This window comes from Actibacterium mucosum KCTC 23349 (genome assembly GCF_000647975.1).
In the GTDB taxonomy this organism is placed as follows: Bacteria; Pseudomonadota; Alphaproteobacteria; order Rhodobacterales; family Rhodobacteraceae; genus Actibacterium; species Actibacterium mucosum.
This window is the reverse complement of the sequence record NZ_JFKE01000005.1, coordinates 395,952-409,937: the sequence shown is the minus strand read 5'-3', so window position 1 is coordinate 409,937 and position 13,986 is coordinate 395,952. Positions and strand designations below refer to the sequence as shown.

General features: G+C 63.8%; 15 protein-coding genes and 1 pseudogene. 11 read left to right on the top strand and 5 right to left on the bottom strand.

What is annotated here, in order from left to right; translation table 11 throughout:
* The 9 genes and pseudogenes from ACMU_RS13950 to ACMU_RS13910 form a co-directional block, all read left to right on the top strand.
* Positions 1-442, top strand: a pseudogene (locus ACMU_RS13950) (NADP-dependent phosphogluconate dehydrogenase); the annotation flags it as partial.
* Complete coding sequence (locus ACMU_RS13945; protein ID WP_035260555.1) at positions 424-792, top strand: DUF1801 domain-containing protein; 369 nt, start codon at positions 424-426, stop codon at positions 790-792. The pseudogene ACMU_RS13950 and the gene ACMU_RS13945, both read left to right, overlap by 19 nt.
* A 137-nt stretch (positions 793-929) precedes the next feature.
* On the top strand, positions 930-2,540 hold the full coding sequence (locus tag ACMU_RS13940; RefSeq protein WP_035260552.1) for a glutamate synthase-related protein: 1,611 nt from the start codon (positions 930-932) through the stop codon (positions 2,538-2,540).
* Positions 2,537-2,905: a hypothetical protein gene (locus ACMU_RS13935; protein ID WP_035260550.1), complete on the top strand. Its 369-nt coding sequence runs from the start codon at positions 2,537-2,539 to the stop codon at positions 2,903-2,905. Before ACMU_RS13940 ends, ACMU_RS13935 begins: the two co-directional genes overlap by 4 nt.
* Positions 2,906-2,908: 3 nt before the next feature.
* Complete coding sequence (locus ACMU_RS13930; RefSeq protein ID WP_035260548.1) at positions 2,909-3,958, top strand: Rieske 2Fe-2S domain-containing protein; 1,050 nt, start codon at positions 2,909-2,911, stop codon at positions 3,956-3,958.
* 1 nt (position 3,959) lies between these two features.
* Positions 3,960-4,718, top strand: a complete 759-nt coding sequence (locus tag ACMU_RS13925; protein WP_035260546.1) for a hypothetical protein — start codon at positions 3,960-3,962, stop codon at positions 4,716-4,718.
* The gene (locus tag ACMU_RS13920) at positions 4,715-5,002 is read left to right on the top strand and encodes a hypothetical protein (protein WP_035260545.1); all 288 of its coding nucleotides are present in this window, start codon (positions 4,715-4,717) and stop codon (positions 5,000-5,002) included. Before ACMU_RS13925 ends, ACMU_RS13920 begins: the two co-directional genes overlap by 4 nt.
* Positions 4,999-6,969, top strand: coding sequence for a thiamine pyrophosphate-dependent enzyme (locus ACMU_RS13915; RefSeq protein WP_035260542.1), 1,971 nt, complete (start codon positions 4,999-5,001; stop codon positions 6,967-6,969). The genes ACMU_RS13920 and ACMU_RS13915 overlap by 4 nt, the downstream gene beginning before the upstream one ends.
* Before the next feature lie 60 nt (positions 6,970-7,029).
* Positions 7,030-7,839, top strand: a complete 810-nt coding sequence (locus ACMU_RS13910) for an SDR family oxidoreductase (protein WP_035260541.1) — start codon at positions 7,030-7,032, stop codon at positions 7,837-7,839.
* A 194-nt stretch (positions 7,840-8,033) separates the two neighbouring features.
* On the opposite strand, the gene ACMU_RS13905 is transcribed toward ACMU_RS13910, so the two are convergent.
* On the bottom strand, positions 8,034-8,693 hold the full coding sequence (locus tag ACMU_RS13905) for an SOS response-associated peptidase (RefSeq protein WP_035260539.1): 660 nt from the start codon (positions 8,691-8,693) through the stop codon (positions 8,034-8,036).
* Positions 8,694-8,788: 95 nt separating this feature from the next.
* On the opposite strand from ACMU_RS13905, the gene ACMU_RS13900 reads away from it, so the two are divergent.
* Complete coding sequence (locus ACMU_RS13900) at positions 8,789-9,646, top strand: DMT family transporter (RefSeq protein ID WP_035260536.1); 858 nt, start codon at positions 8,789-8,791, stop codon at positions 9,644-9,646.
* Positions 9,647-9,653: 7 nt separating this feature from the next.
* Here the strand turns inward: ACMU_RS13900 and ACMU_RS13895 are convergent, their stop codons facing one another.
* The 3 genes from ACMU_RS13895 to ACMU_RS19315 all read right to left on the bottom strand — a co-directional run bounded on the left by ACMU_RS13895 (position 9,654) and on the right by ACMU_RS19315 (position 11,211).
* Positions 9,654-10,025 (bottom strand): MerR family transcriptional regulator, encoded by a 372-nt coding sequence (locus ACMU_RS13895; protein ID WP_035260534.1) that lies wholly within the window; start codon positions 10,023-10,025, stop codon positions 9,654-9,656.
* Positions 10,026-10,097: 72 nt separating this feature from the next.
* Positions 10,098-10,862, bottom strand: a complete 765-nt coding sequence (locus tag ACMU_RS13890) for an SDR family NAD(P)-dependent oxidoreductase (RefSeq protein WP_035260533.1) — start codon at positions 10,860-10,862, stop codon at positions 10,098-10,100.
* 166 nt (positions 10,863-11,028) lie between these two features.
* Entirely contained in the window at positions 11,029-11,211 is a 183-nt protein-coding gene (locus ACMU_RS19315; RefSeq protein ID WP_152544622.1) for a type 2 periplasmic-binding domain-containing protein, read from the bottom strand.
* 70 nt (positions 11,212-11,281) lie between these two features.
* Here ACMU_RS19315 and ACMU_RS13885 point away from each other — a divergent pair, with 70 nt between their 5' ends.
* Positions 11,282-12,202, top strand: coding sequence for a LysR substrate-binding domain-containing protein (locus ACMU_RS13885; protein WP_035260531.1), 921 nt, complete (start codon positions 11,282-11,284; stop codon positions 12,200-12,202).
* A gap of 125 nt (positions 12,203-12,327) precedes the next feature.
* Here ACMU_RS13885 and ACMU_RS13880 read toward each other — a convergent pair whose 3' ends face one another.
* Positions 12,328-13,908, bottom strand: coding sequence for a bifunctional metallophosphatase/5'-nucleotidase (locus ACMU_RS13880; protein WP_035260529.1), 1,581 nt, complete (start codon positions 13,906-13,908; stop codon positions 12,328-12,330).
* Between the last annotated feature and the right edge of the window lie 78 nt (positions 13,909-13,986).

Sequence of the window (13,986 nt, the reverse complement as noted above, 5' to 3'; positions counted from 1 at the left end):
GGCGCTGATCGCGGGCAAGATCATGTGCTATGCGCAGGGCTTTGCGCTGTTGTCGAAGGCGGGCGCGACCTATGGCTGGGACCTGCCGATGCCGGCGATTGCCGAGGTCTGGCGCGAGGGCTGTATCATCCGCTCATCGATGCTGAACGACATGGCGACGGCGCTGGGTGAGGACGCCGCGCGCAACCTGATGTTCGCGCCTTACTTCGCCGGGCTGATGACCACCCATGCGGGCGCTTTGCGCCGGGTGGTGGGCACGGCGGTGGCACACGGGCTGCCGGTGCCGGCAATGTCGGCGGCACTGAGCTATTTCGACACGATGCGCACGGGGCGGTCCACTGCCAACATGATCCAGGCCCAACGCGACTTCTTCGGCGCCCACTCCTTCGAACGCACCGACACCGAAGGCGCACACCACGGACCATGGGGATCAAACGCGTGACCACCGGCGCGCAGGCGGGGTTGGACCAACTGCGCGCCCTGATCCTGTCAACCGCGGCCGAAATGCCCGAGGTTGGCGCGATCGAGGAAACGACGAAATGGGGGCAGCCAAGCTTTGCCCCCACCCGCCCCCGCACCGGCACGCCGCTGCGGCTGGGCCAACCCAAAGAGGGCGGTTTTGCCATCTATGCCCATTGCGCCACCAGCGTGATCAGCGATTTCCAAGCGCTTTTCCCCGATGAATTCCGGTATGACGGCAACCGCGCGGTGCTGTTTGACACCCCCGGTGACATCCAGCCCGACAAGCTGCGTCTGCTGATCACGGCGGCGCTGCGGTATCACCTGCGCTGAAGCCACGGCGCATAATTGTTTCAATTGCTGACAAGCCCGTGGGCCGATTTAGAAATCTGTGATTTGGCGGATGCAACATTCTGCCCCTAAGGTGGGTCCAAAGCCAGCCGAAAACCGGCCCAGCTACGGGGGACCACATGCAAACAACACCCATCATCAAGCTCAGCGCTTTGGCCGACCGCACACCCGAATACGCCCTGGTGGGCGAGGTCGACCTGGTGGTTGTGCGGTTCGATGACGAGATCTCGGTCTTTTACGGGCGCTGCCTGCATCGCGGGGCGTTGATGTCGGACGGGTTCGTGCGCGGCGACAACCTGATCTGTGGGCTGCATTGGTGGGATTACCGGCTGGATTCGGGCGTGTCGGAATATAACAATGCCGAGGTTCTGCCGAAGTTCAAAAGCTGGATTGAGGGCGATGATGTCTGCGTAGATGCTGACGAGATCAACGCCTGGGGCAAGGCCAACCCGCAGCCCTTTAACCGCGACGCCTATCTGGGCCTTTACGCCGATACCAGCCACGGCACCGAGGAAGAGCCTTATACCGGGGTGATCCACCGCTATGCCAAATCGGGGCTGAAGAACACCGGCCATCACGGCACGATGGAAAGCATGGGCGTGCCCCGGCGCGAGCTGCCGGATTGGGACGATATCCAGATCCTGACCGCCCAGTTGCAGCGCGCGCCGCTGCTGGAAGAGGCCGAGGTGGGCACCGAGGTGGTGATTGGCCCCAATGCGCAGAAACCCTTGCGGCTGAAAATCCCGCTTTTTGTGTCCGACATGTCGTTTGGCGCGCTTTCGGAACCGGCCAAGCTGGCTATGGCGCGGGGGGCGGAATTGTCGGGCACCGGCATCTGTTCGGGCGAAGGCGGCATGCTGCCCGAGGAGCAGGCGGCCAATTCGCGGTATTTTTACGAGCTGGCCAGTGCGCGGTTCGGGTTCAGCTGGGAGGCGCTGGACAAGGTGCAGGCCTTTCATTTCAAAGGCGGACAAGGCGCCAAAACCGGCACGGGCGGGCATCTGCCGGGCGCCAAGGTGAAGGGCAAGATCGCCGAGGTGCGGGGGCTGGAGGAAGGGCAATCCGCCATCTCGCCGCCGCGATTCCCCGAATGGGACAGCCCCGCGCAGATCCGCGAATTTGCCGATGAGGTGCGCGACCGCACCGGCGGCATCCCCATCGGCTATAAGCTGAGCGCGCAGCATATCGAGGCCGATATTGACGCGGCGTTGGAGGTGGGGGTGGATTACATCATCCTGGATGGGCGCGGCGGCGGCACCGGCGCGGCGCCGGCGCTGTTTCGCGACAATATCAGCGTGCCAACCATCCCGGCACTGGCGCGCGCCCGGCGGCATCTGGACACGCTGGGGCGCGGCGACGTGACCCTGATCATCACCGGCGGACTGCGGCAACCTGCCGATTTCATCAAGGCGATGGCGCTGGGCGCGGATGCGGTGGCGGTGTCGAACTCGGCCATGCAGGCCATCGGGTGCCTTGCCATGCGGGCCTGCCACACCAACAATTGCCCCGTGGGCATTGCCACGCAGAAACCGCATCTGGTCAACCGGCTGCAGGTGGAAAAATCGGCGCGCCAGCTGGCGAATTTCTTCGACGCCTCGACCGAGCTGATGCAGGTGATGGCGCGGGCCTGCGGGCATGATCACCTGTCAAAATTCAACGCCGCCGACCTGACCACGTGGAAACGGGAAATGGCGGACCTGTCGGGTGTGGCCTATGGGGGGCTGGCATGAACACGGCCGAGTTGCTTTTTGCCGGGGTGCGCTGGTGGCTGACCATCGGCGCGGGCGTGGCGGCGGTGTTCCTGACCATCGGGATCGACCGCATCGACGAGGACGCGCGCGGGGCCTATGTGTTCCGCCCGCTGCTGTTGCCGGGTGTCATGCTGATCTGGCCGCTGGTTCTGTGGCGCTGGCTGCGGATCGAAACCGGCGCGGGCGACGAGCAGGCGCGATACGTGCCGCCGCGCGCCACGCATAAAACGGTGGCGGTGCTGATGGCGGCGGGCATCCTGGCGGCTGTGGTTCTGGGCCTGATCAACCGGCCGCAATGGCCCGCGGATTTTGTGCCGCAACAGATCAGCGGACCGGGGGAATAAGCCATGTCTGTCAAATACATCCCCGTCCAGTGGAACCGGTTCAAATGGTATTATGATGCCGCGATGCTGGCCGGTGTGGCGGCGTTTTTGTGGTTGTTCATCCATATCGCGCCGGGCCTGTTGAGCCACGAGCGCCCGATCAACCCGCAGGTCCACAACGCCCGCGCCTTTGGCGCCTGTGCCTTTGTGATGCTGTCGATCATCCTGGCCTCAGGGCCCCTTGCCCGGCTGGACCGGCGGTTTTTGCCGCTGGTCTATAACCGGCGGCATTTTGGTGTGCTGACCGCGTTTGTGGCAGTGACCCATGCGGGATACATCATCGACTGGTATTTTGCCTTCTCAAAATCGAACAAGTACGAGGCGTTGCTGTTCGCCAATACCTCTTACGGCCAAATCGCGGGCTTTCCGTTTGAAATCTTTGGGGTTTTCGCGCTGATCTGCCTGTTGATCCTGGCCACGACCAGCCATGATTTCTGGCTGAAATTCCTAACCGCGCCGGTGTGGAAACGCCTGCATTACCTGATCTATGCGGCCTATGTCAGCGTTGTGGCGCATGTCAGTTGGGGCATTTTGCAGGATCAGCGCAACCATACGTTCACCGCGATCTTTCTGGCGTCGGCGGGGGTTGTGGCGGGGCTGCACCTGTTGGCGGCGTTCAAAGAGAGCCGCGACGCCGATCCGGTGGCCGATGCACATGGTGACTGGGTGGCGGTGTGCCGCGCCGACGAGATCGAGGAGGGCTTTGCCAAGATCGCCCAACTGGGTGATGGCGAACGGGTGGCGGTGTTCAAACAGGATGGGTTGCTATCGGCAATCTCAAACGCCTGCGCGCATCAGAACGGCCCGCTGGGCGAGGGCCGCGTGGTGGCCTGTTTCGTGACCTGCCCGTGGCACGGGTTCCAATACGACGTGCGCACCGGGCGCAGCCCGGCACCGTTTACCGAGAAGATCCCCACCTACAACCTGACCGTGAAAGACGGCGTGGTTCTGGTGGACCCAAAGGCCAACCCGCCGGGCACCCCGGTGGACCCTGTCAACCCAGAGGGCGTGTGAAATGGACAAGAAACCGTTTTTCGTGGGCTATCTGCCGATCCCCGAGGGGCTGCGCGCCTTTCTGATCAGCCTGACCGTGTCGTTGGTGGTGTTCATGGCCTTTGTCGGCATCACCATCGGCGCCACGCAGGATGATCCGGGCAATGGCGCGTTTCGCTTCGACTGGCGCCAGCAGACGGTGACCGGCGTGATCGAGTTTGTGCCCTATCCGATCCTGCGGGTGACCGAGGGCAACGAACGTATCCCGGCCGGGCATACGCTGATGCTGACAGGGCAAGGCAAATCGACGATCCGCACGCGGGTGCAGCCGATGGCCGGTGACCTTGTGGCACTGACCGGGGTGATCCTGAAACGTGGTGAGCTGGACATGATGCAGGTGGCTGGCGGCAATCGCGGGCTGAAAAAGGTCGATGGCCCCGCGCCCGACCTGCCCGCGCCGGAACCTCTGGGCCGCTGGAAGCTGGCCGGTGAGATCTGCGATGGCAAATGCCTGGCAGGCGCGATGCGGCCCGGGCGCGGGTTGGCGCATAAGGCTTGCGCGAACCTCTGCCTGATCGGCGACATCCCCCCGGTTTTTGTCAGCAGTCAGCCGGTGGAGGGCAGCGAATTCCTGATGGTCGCGGGCCCCGATGGCACCCGCCTGCCCGACCGCGCCTATGACCTTGTTGGCGCCTTCGTGCAGCTGGAGGGCGATCTGGAGCGGCGTGGCGATCTGCTGATCCTGCGGATGGATGGCGACACAATGGAGCTGATGCAATGATCGGGCATGTGCTGAAACTGGCGCTGGTGGCGCTGATCGGGGCGGCGTTGATCTATGTCTCGCGGTTCTGGGGGTTTGCCTTGTGGGGGCGCGAGGGGCTGTTTGGCATTCAGGAATTGCGCCCGCAGGGCGACCTGATCGCGCGCTGGCTGCGCGGCACCGATTTCCGCCCGTTTGACCTGATCATCTGGGTCGTGGCGGGGTTTTTGATTTTGACATGGGTGCAAAAGCTGTTTGACCGGCTGTTCCCAGCCGAACCGCATACCGAGGAGGACGCGGAATGAGCGATCTGGACTGGATTTCCGTCGGCCATGTGGACGATCTGCCCGAGGGGCGGGTGAAAACCGTCACCGCGCGCACCACGTCGATCTGCCTTGTGCATTTTGATGGCCAATGGGCGGCGATGGACAATCACTGCCCGCACCAAAAGGGCCCTCTGGGCGAGGGCAGCATCGAGAAAGGCGTGGACGACAAATGCTGGATCCGCTGCCCCTGGCATGGCTGGGATTTTGACCCGCTGACCGGTGCCCCTCCGGGTGGGCACGAGGATACCGGGCAGAAGCTGTTCGACGTTGAGATCCGCGATGGCGAGATCTTTGTGGGGCTGGAGCCCGAGCCGCCGCGGACCCGCACCGTGACCGATGTGATGGTGGACACCATGACCAATTGGGGCCTGCAATCGGTCTTTGGCATGGTGGGGCATTCCAACCTTGGGTTGGCGGAATCGATCCGGTTGGCGGTGGGTGACGGCAAGCTGAAATATTACGGCATCCGGCACGAGGGGGCGGCGGCCTTCGCGATCTCGGCCTATGGCAAGCTGACGGGGGAACCGGCCGCCGCGCTGACCATCGCGGGGCCGGGTGCAACCAACCTGCTGACCGGTATGTGGGACGCCAAGGTGGACCGCGCGCCGGTGCTGGCGCTGACCGGGCAGGTGCAGACGCAGGTGTTCGGCCCCGGCGCGTTTCAGGACATTGACCTGAAATCGGCGTTTCAGGCGGTGTCGGCCTTTTCGCAGCCGGTGCTGAGCAGTTCGAACCATGCCGAGCTGACCAGCCTGGCGATGAAAAACGCGCTGATCCATCAGGACGTGGCGCATCTGATCTTTCCCGATGACGTGCAGACATTGCCGTCTGAGCAACCCGCGGCCCTGCCCGAGGGGCGCGTGGCGGCGGCAACCGTGCGGCCGGGCGCAGCCGAGATCGCGCAGGCAGCAGAGATGCTGAGCGCCGCCGAGCGCCCGATGATCGTGGTGGGCCACGGCGCCGTGCACGCGATGGATGCGGTCAAGGCGCTGGCTGAAAAGATCGGCGCACCGGTGGTGACCACGTTTAAGGCCAAGGGGTTGATGCCCGACGATCACCCGCTGGGCGCGGGTGTTCTGGGCCGGTCGGGCACGCCGATTGCCAGCTGGTTCATGAACGAGGCTGACGTGTTGCTGGCGCTGGGGGCGAGCTTTTCGAACCACACCGGGATCGCGCGCAAGGAAAACATCATTCAGGTTGATTACGACCGGATGCAGCTGGGCAAGTTCCACGGTGTAAAGCTGCCGGTCTGGGGCGAGATCGGTGCGTTTTGCGATGCGGTTCTTCCGGCGGTGTCAAAACCCGCAGGCGCGCCCGATCTGGTGGCCGAAAACGCCGAGCGGTGGGCGATCTGGCGGGCCGAAAAGGCGGCGCGGCTGGCCGAAACCGGCAGCGGCCTGCATTCCTTTGCGATATTCGAGGCGCTGGGCCAGATCGCGCCCGAGGATGCAATTTTCGCCGTGGATGTGGGCAACAACACCTACAGCTTTGGCCGGTATCTGGAAACCAAGGGCCACCAGCGGGTGCTGATGTCGGGCTATCTGGGCTCTATCGGATACGGCTTTCCCGCCGCGATGGGCGCCTGGGCCGCGACGCAGGACAAGGACGCGTTTAAAGGGCGCAAGGTGATTTCGATCTCGGGCGATGGCGGCTTCGGGCAATACCCGATGGAGTTCACCACGGCGGTGAAATACGGCATGGATATCACCCATATCCTGCTGCATAACGGCGAGCTTGGGAAGATCTCCAAAGAGCAACGATCGGGCGAATGGCCGGTGTGGGAGACCTCGCTGGTGAACCCGTCTTTCGCGGCCTTTGCACGACTGTGCGGCGGGCATGGCCACAAGGTGACCGGGGCGGACGATATCGACGCGGCGATCACGCAAGCACTGGCCCATAATGGCCCCGCTTTGGTGGAATTCATGACCGATGCCGAGCTGGTCTAGATCGCTTTACATATGATCTAGAGCCGCTAGACTGCGCCGCAACTTATGGGAGGGCAGCCGATGCGGATGCAAGGCAAAGTGGCCGTGGTCACCGGTGGAACACAAGGTTTGGGCGCAGCATGTGCCCGGGCCATGGCGGCCGAGGGCGCGGCGGGTCTGGTGACCTGCGGGCGCAACGAAACTAAGGGCGCGGCGGTGGCCGAGGCCATCACGGCCGAGACCGGCGTGAAGGTGGTGTTCCAGCGCGCCGATCTGTCTAACCCCGAGGATTGCGCCGGCGTTTTCGCCGCCGCCGATCAGGCCTTTGGCCGCTGCGACGTGCTTGTGAACGCGGGCGCGACCACGGCGCGGGGCGATATCCTGACCACCTCGCCCGAGCTGTTTGACGAGATCTTTGCGATCAACGTCAAAGGCCCGTTTTTCATGATGCAAGAGGCGGTAAAGCTGATGCTGCGCGAGGGCACCGAGGGGGCGATTGTGAATATCGGCTCGATGTCGGGGCTGTCGGGGCAGTCGTTCCTGACGCCTTATGCGGCGTCCAAGGGGGCGCTGGCGACGCTGACGCGCAACATCGCCTATTCGGCCAGCCGCAACCGCATCCGGGTGAACGCGCTGAATATCGGCTGGATGGAAAGCGATCAGGAAAAAGACCTGCATGCCGCGCAGGGTCACGGGCCGGAATGGTTCGCCGAACGCGCCGCCGCCCTGCCCTTTGGCCGGTTGCTGCAACCCGAAGAGGTGGCCAAGGCGGTGATTTTTCTGGCCAGCGATGACAGCGGCATGATGACCGGGTCGGTGGTGAATTTTGATCAGACGATCTGGGGCAGCTCAGACGCGATCCCCGAGGCACCCGCGCCGCTGTCACTCTGACCAGCCGGTTAACAGCGCCGAAGGCGCCCGGCTGATCGCCAGACCGCCCCAAAGGGCTGGCGATTTTGCATGCGGCGCGCGCGACGTTTCTGTTGAAGGTATGTGGCCGCCATAAAGCGCCCGGTCACCCGCGTTCGTTCGCCATCCCGCGGTCTTTCGGGCCATGCAGGGACGCTGTTAACCGGCTGGCTACGCTAGATCGGTTCGATCAGCTCAGGTCCGCTGGCGCGGTTGGAGTTCACGGCCGGGTCCACCCGGTGAAAGGTGAACCGATCCTCGGGCGCGGCCTGCATCAGGCGGGCGGCGCCTTTGCCCTCCTCGCCCAGCCACAGCGCAAACTCCTCGGGCAAAAGCGTGACCGGCATGCGGTGATGGACCGCCGACATCGCGTCATTCGCGCCGGTGGTGACAATCGCGCAGGTGGTCAGCGGCGCCTCGCCCTTGTCCCAGACCTGCCAGACCCCGGCGAACACCGTGGGCTGGCCGTCGGTGCGGAAGATCCACCACGGCAGGCGCTTGCCCTCGGCGTCCTTGGTCCATTCGTAGAACCCGTCCGCCGCGATCAGGCAGCGGCGCGCGCGGCAGGCGGCGCGAAAGGCGGGTTTCTCGGCAAGTGTTTCGGCCCGCGCGTTGATCAGCAACGGCCCGTCGCCGGGCGATTTGTACCAATGCGGCAGAAACCCCCAGCGCATGGGGCGCAGGCGCCGCGTGCCGTCATCCGAGGTGACCACCGCGATCTGCGTCGTCGGGCAGACGTTGAAATTGGGCACGGGCGGCAGGTCGTTGGACGGCACCGCGTCAAACAGCTGTGCCATCGCGTCGGTGGGCAGGGTCAGGGCAAATCGTCCGCACATGGCCCGCAGGTTAGCGCGGGTTGACAACTTCGCAAGGCATTTGCCGCTGGCCCCCGCCCGCAACCGCGCCTAGGGTCACGCAGACAGGAGGACGCATGTTCAACCCCACCCTGGCCCGCGCGGCGGCGTTGGTCTTTGCCTCGATGCTGATGATCGTGACGGGCGACACGGCCGGCAAATTGCTGGCGGCTGATGGCGTGCACCCGTTTTTCATCGCCTGGACACGCTTTGTGCTGGGCGCGGTGATGGTGCTGCCATTTTGCGGGCTGACGCGCGCGAATTGGCGTGACGTGGGGGACTGGCGGCTGGCGCTGCGGGCGGCGATCATCGCCTGCGCGATCTGTTCGATCCTGACCGCGCTAAAGACCGAGCCCATCGCCAACGTGTTCGGGGCCTTCTTCATCGGGCCGGTTGTGGCCTATCTGCTGGCGGCAGTATTGCTGGGCGAGCGGCTGGAATGGGCGCGTACGGGGTTGCTGGGCATCGGAGTGATCGGCGTTGTTCTGGTGGTGAAACCGGGATTCGGCGCCACGGCGGGCATGGGCTTTGCCCTGCTGGCGGGCACGCTTTACGGCTGTTTTCTGGTGTCGAACCGCTGGCTTGCGCCGCATGTGCGCCCGCGGCTGTTGCTGTTTTCACAGCTGGCCTTTGGCGCGGTGCTGCTGACACCGCTGGGGCTAAGCGTGCCGGTGCCCGGCTGGCACGGGGTCACTGCGGCGCTGATCGGGCTCAGCGCGCTGGCCTCGGCGGTGGGCAATTTTGTCATGGTGCTGGCGGCGCGCATGGCGCCGGCCAACCATCTTGCGCCGTTTATCTATCTGCAACTGATCCCGGCCACCTATGTGGGCTGGCTGGTCTTTGGCGACTGGCCGGATACGCTGACGATGTTGGGGCTGGTACTGGTCACCGGATCGGGGCTGGCGACGCTGACGTTGGTGCGGCGCGCGGGCTAGCGCGGGTTCAGTCGACCAGCGCGTCTTTGTCCAGCGCGGCCCGCAACTCCCCAAGCCGATCCACAACGGCGGCGCGGCGCGCGTCCAGATCGGCGCGCAGGCGGTCGATATGGGCCAGCTTCTGGGTCAGCTTGTCGATACCGCCGCTGCATGGCCCCGCGCCGTCATCGGACAGGCAGGCGGCCATGGCCCGGATTTCGCGGGTGGAAAAGCCGGTGGCGATAAAGTCACGGATGCGCGCGGCGCGGCGCAGATCGGCGGGGGTATAGTGGCGATAGCCATTGGCGGCGCGGCCCACCACCATCAGCCCCTCGTTCTCGTAGTGGCGCAGCATGCGCTGGCTGATGCCCAGCAAATCGGCGGCTTCCTTGGCGTGCATCGGCGGCTCCTTCGCTCAAACCCTGACATGTATGTAGGTGTTTGGGGGCGGAAATCACCCCGCCCCCAAGGATTACGTGCGAAGCGACCAGCCGCCGTCCACCGTCAGCACCTGACCGGTGAGCCACGCGTTTTCGGGGCTGCCCAGTTGCAGGATCCAGGGCACCAGATCGGCGGGCACGCCGCGCCGGCCCAGCGGGATCTGCGCGGCCTCTTGCGCCTCGATCTGGGCGGCCATCTCGTCGGGCAGGCCCATCATGCCGGTCAGCGCGCCGGACTTCACCGGGCCGGGCGACACGGCATTGACGCGGATGCTTTTGGGGGCCAGTTCCACCGCCCAGGACCGGGTCAGATGCTCCAGCGCGGCCTTGGTGGCGCCGTAATGGGCCAGCATGGGTGCCGCGTTCTGCGCCACGGCAGTGCCGATATTCACGATGCTGCCCCGGCTTTCGGTCAACGCCGCCAGCCCGGCCTTCACCAGTTGCGACGGGGCGACGATATTCAGCATCGACATGTTGGCGATGATGTCGGCCTCGTAACCTTCAACCGGCAGGGGCTGACCGGCGCCGGAATTGTTCACCAGCAGGTCCAGACGGCCCCAGCGGTTGGTCGCGGCGTCGATAATCTGTGGTGCGGTGTCCGGGTCGGCGCTGTCGGCCTGCAACGCCTCGATCCGGTCGCTGAGGGCGGCCACTTCGGCCAGCTTGTCGGCCCCGCGCCCGGTTATCAGTACATTGGCGCCCAGATCGGCCAGCGCCAGCGCCGTGGCGCGCCCGATCCCCGAACTGCCGCCGGTAACAACCGCCACCTTGCCGTTCCATGCATTTTCTGTGGTCATTTCGCGCAATCTCCTGTCTGCGAACATGGTGTTCTAATGGTCAGGAGAGGCGTTTAGAGCGTTGACACTAGTGTCAGGGTCAAGGGGGTTTTTGAACCGGCGGCGTGAAAACCGCACCACAAGTCGCGTCGGGGTTGGGCCCGAAGATGCACCTCGCAAAGGGCTGTTATTCGGGTGCGATGTTTTCGGCGATCCATTGCAGATCGGCACGTTCGCGAGCCGTCATTTTTGCTATGTCCGGGTGCGACAGCGGATCGCGGGTCCAGTCGTTCTCGGCGCAGGGCCTATGTACGTCCCGCACGAGACAGCTTGAGATCTTTTTCAGGAAGGATAAAGGAGACTGTTTCATGCGTGGATTGTTGAACATTATCCACGGGCTTGGAATCGACTCTATCAGCATTGGAGTTTAGAAAAACTGAATGCATAACCTTAATTCCATTCCCCTTTCTGCCCTTCGCGCGGTCGAGGCGATTGCCCGCACCGGCACCCTGAACCGGGCCGCCGATGAACTGGGCATTACCGCCGGTGCCCTGAGCCAGCGCCTGTCCAAGGCCGAGGCCTCGTTGGGTCAGGAATTGTTTATTCGCACGTCCACCGGCATGACACCCACCAAGATCTGTACCGAGGTTGCGCCGCGCCTGACGCGGGCCATGTCCGAATTGTCGGGCGTGGTTGCAGACATCCGCGCGCCGGAAGAAAACGTGCTGACGGTTTCCGTGGCGCCGATCTTTGCAAGCCGTTGGCTTGTATGGAGAATCAAGAAGTTCCACGATCAAAACCCCGGGATCAGCCTGCGTGTTCTGCCCACCACCGAGATCGTCGAACTGGATCGCAGCGATGTCGATATCGGCATACGTGTTGGCGCGGATCCAAAGATCGGCGCGGGTGCCACCAAGCTGTTGGATCAACGGGTGTTTCCGGTCTGCGCGCCCGGAATGGCCAGTCGCCTGAAACGGTTGGATGATCTTGCAACTGTCCCGGTCATCCGTGAAAATGAAAACCTGCATGGATGGCGGGAGTGGTTGGCAGATCAGGCGCGGTCGACTTCGGTACTCCTTTCCGGTCCGACCTATGCCGATGCCTCGTTGTGTTTAGATGCGGCAATGGCTGGGCAGGGTGTTTTCATGGCGTGGGAGACGCTGGCCTGCGATGCTTTGGCCAGAGGACAGGTTGCAGCGCCGTTTGATCATCGCGCGCAAACCGGGTCGACCTATTGGTTCGCCACAAGCCGCAGTTCAGCCCGCAAACCAAGTGTCAAAAAGTTCAAGTCGTGGCTGGACGCGGAATTGGCGTGTTTCATGGAGTTTTGGCAGAATACCCAAACCGACGGCACCCATTGACGCGGCAGCGGAGGGCGTAACGTCTGGCACAAAGGTCGTTAACGTGTCACGCGCGGCATGGACATTCGAAACAGTAAAAAAGGCCCCACCAACGGGCGGGGCCTTTCGGTGCTTTCTAAACCGGCTTACTTCCGCGTGATGCGGCCGTCGGTATAGGGGCTGTAGGGCCCGTTTTCAGCCAGGTATTCGGCGGTGACATCGGCCAGGTCGGGGCCGAAATCATAGGCGTTCTGGGCGTCGATGAACATCTTGTAGCCGTCGCCGCCATTGCGCACGTAGTTGTTGGACACCAGACCATAGGTCGCCGCCGGGTCGATGGCTTTCCAGTCGCCATCCACAACCACCTGCACATCCGATACGCGGCCCTCAAGCGGGGCAACCGACATGTCGAAGGTGAACTTCAGACCGGCAACCTGTGGGAAGCGGCCTTTGCCCTCTTCCACCTGGCTGACGCCGTTTTCCAGCGCGTCGATCACCGTCTGGCCCGAGACGTAGAAGGTGCTGAGCGTGTTCTGGAACGGCAGAACGGTCAGAACCTCGCCCATGGTCACCTCGCCCGCGTCGATGCTGGCACGCAGACCGCCACCGTTCTGGATGGCGATGGTGATGCCCTGATCGGCCACGCGGTCCAGCATGGCGTCGGCCACCAGGTTGCCCATCTGGCATTCCACGGCGCGGCAGCTGCCCCGGTCGCCGTCAATCAGGCCACCGCTGTTGGCCACAACGCGCTGCTTCATCTCTTCGATGGGGGCGCCCATCTCGGCCACGCGGGCGGCGATTGCGGCGTCAGGCGTGATCGAGGCGTCCAGCAGGATCGGCTCGCCCACCGCCGAGGTCACGTTGCCGGCGTCGTCGAAGGTCAGCGTGATCTCGCCCACATATTTCGAATAGGCATAAGCCTGAACGACCGGCACGTCGCCCACCATGGTCGGGTACGGGCCCGCGGCGCGGTCCGACGTGTTCGACAGCAGCGTGTGCGAATGGCCACCGATCACCAGGTCAAGGCCCGGCACGGCGCCGGCGATTTCGATATCCTTGGGCAGGCCCACATGGGTCAGCGCGATGATCTTGTCCACGCCTTCAGCCTCCAGCGCGGCAACGTCGGCCGACAGGCTGTCGATCTCATCCTGGAACACCACGTTCGGGCCGGGGCTGGAGGTGTCGACCGTGTCGGTGGCCAGCGCCGAGATGATGCCGATCTTTTGGCCGCCAACCTCAAGCACCACGTGGTTTTGCACCTTGCCCTTCAGCAGCGACGATGACAGGTCGAGGTTGCCCGAGATCACCGGGAAGCTGACCTTGTCGATGAACGCGTCCAGACCTTCGGGGCCATCGTCGAACTCGTGATTGCCCACGGCCATGGCGTCGTACCCGATGGCCTGCATGAACTCGGCCTCGGCGTCGCCCTTGTAGGTGGTGTAGAACAGCGAGCCCTGGAACGGGTCACCGGCATCCAGCACCAGCAGGTTTTCGCCGGCCATCTCGGCGCGCTTGGCGTCGATCAGGGTTTTGATCCGGGCCACACCGCCGAAACATTTGCCTTCGGTCTCGTCCTCGGCGCCGCAGGTCGAATCGTATTTGTTGATCGATTCGATCCGGCTGTGGATGTCGTTGGTGTGCAGGATGGTCAGCTTGTAATCCGCCGCGGCAACGCCGGCAGAAACAGCAAGCGTCGCGGCAGAGGTGAGCAATACGCGTGTGAGCATCGGAAAAACTCCCTTGGATATTTGTAACGTTATTATGACGTTCAGGGTGACCGCAGAAATTCGTTGAGTCAAAAGAAT

Coding starts and splice junctions, on each gene's coding strand:
- ACMU_RS13905 (WP_035260539.1), bottom strand. CDS start 8,693: ATGTGCGGACGATTTGCCCTGACCCTGCCCACCGACGCGATGGCACAG.
- ACMU_RS13940 (WP_035260552.1), top strand. CDS start 930: ATGCAAACAACACCCATCATCAAGCTCAGCGCTTTGGCCGACCGCACA.
- ACMU_RS13880 (WP_035260529.1), bottom strand. CDS start 13,908: ATGCTCACACGCGTATTGCTCACCTCTGCCGCGACGCTTGCTGTTTCT.
- ACMU_RS13935 (WP_035260550.1), top strand. CDS start 2,537: ATGAACACGGCCGAGTTGCTTTTTGCCGGGGTGCGCTGGTGGCTGACC.
- ACMU_RS13945 (WP_035260555.1), top strand. CDS start 424: ATGGGGATCAAACGCGTGACCACCGGCGCGCAGGCGGGGTTGGACCAA.
- ACMU_RS13900 (WP_035260536.1), top strand. CDS start 8,789: ATGTTCAACCCCACCCTGGCCCGCGCGGCGGCGTTGGTCTTTGCCTCG.
- ACMU_RS19315 (WP_152544622.1), bottom strand. CDS start 11,211: ATGAAACAGTCTCCTTTATCCTTCCTGAAAAAGATCTCAAGCTGTCTC.
- ACMU_RS13915 (WP_035260542.1), top strand. CDS start 4,999: ATGAGCGATCTGGACTGGATTTCCGTCGGCCATGTGGACGATCTGCCC.
- ACMU_RS13910 (WP_035260541.1), top strand. CDS start 7,030: ATGCGGATGCAAGGCAAAGTGGCCGTGGTCACCGGTGGAACACAAGGT.
- ACMU_RS13925 (WP_035260546.1), top strand. CDS start 3,960: ATGGACAAGAAACCGTTTTTCGTGGGCTATCTGCCGATCCCCGAGGGG.
- ACMU_RS13890 (WP_035260533.1), bottom strand. CDS start 10,862: ATGACCACAGAAAATGCATGGAACGGCAAGGTGGCGGTTGTTACCGGC.
- ACMU_RS13930 (WP_035260548.1), top strand. CDS start 2,909: ATGTCTGTCAAATACATCCCCGTCCAGTGGAACCGGTTCAAATGGTAT.
- ACMU_RS13920 (WP_035260545.1), top strand. CDS start 4,715: ATGATCGGGCATGTGCTGAAACTGGCGCTGGTGGCGCTGATCGGGGCG.
- ACMU_RS13895 (WP_035260534.1), bottom strand. CDS start 10,025: ATGCACGCCAAGGAAGCCGCCGATTTGCTGGGCATCAGCCAGCGCATG.
- ACMU_RS13885 (WP_035260531.1), top strand. CDS start 11,282: ATGCATAACCTTAATTCCATTCCCCTTTCTGCCCTTCGCGCGGTCGAG.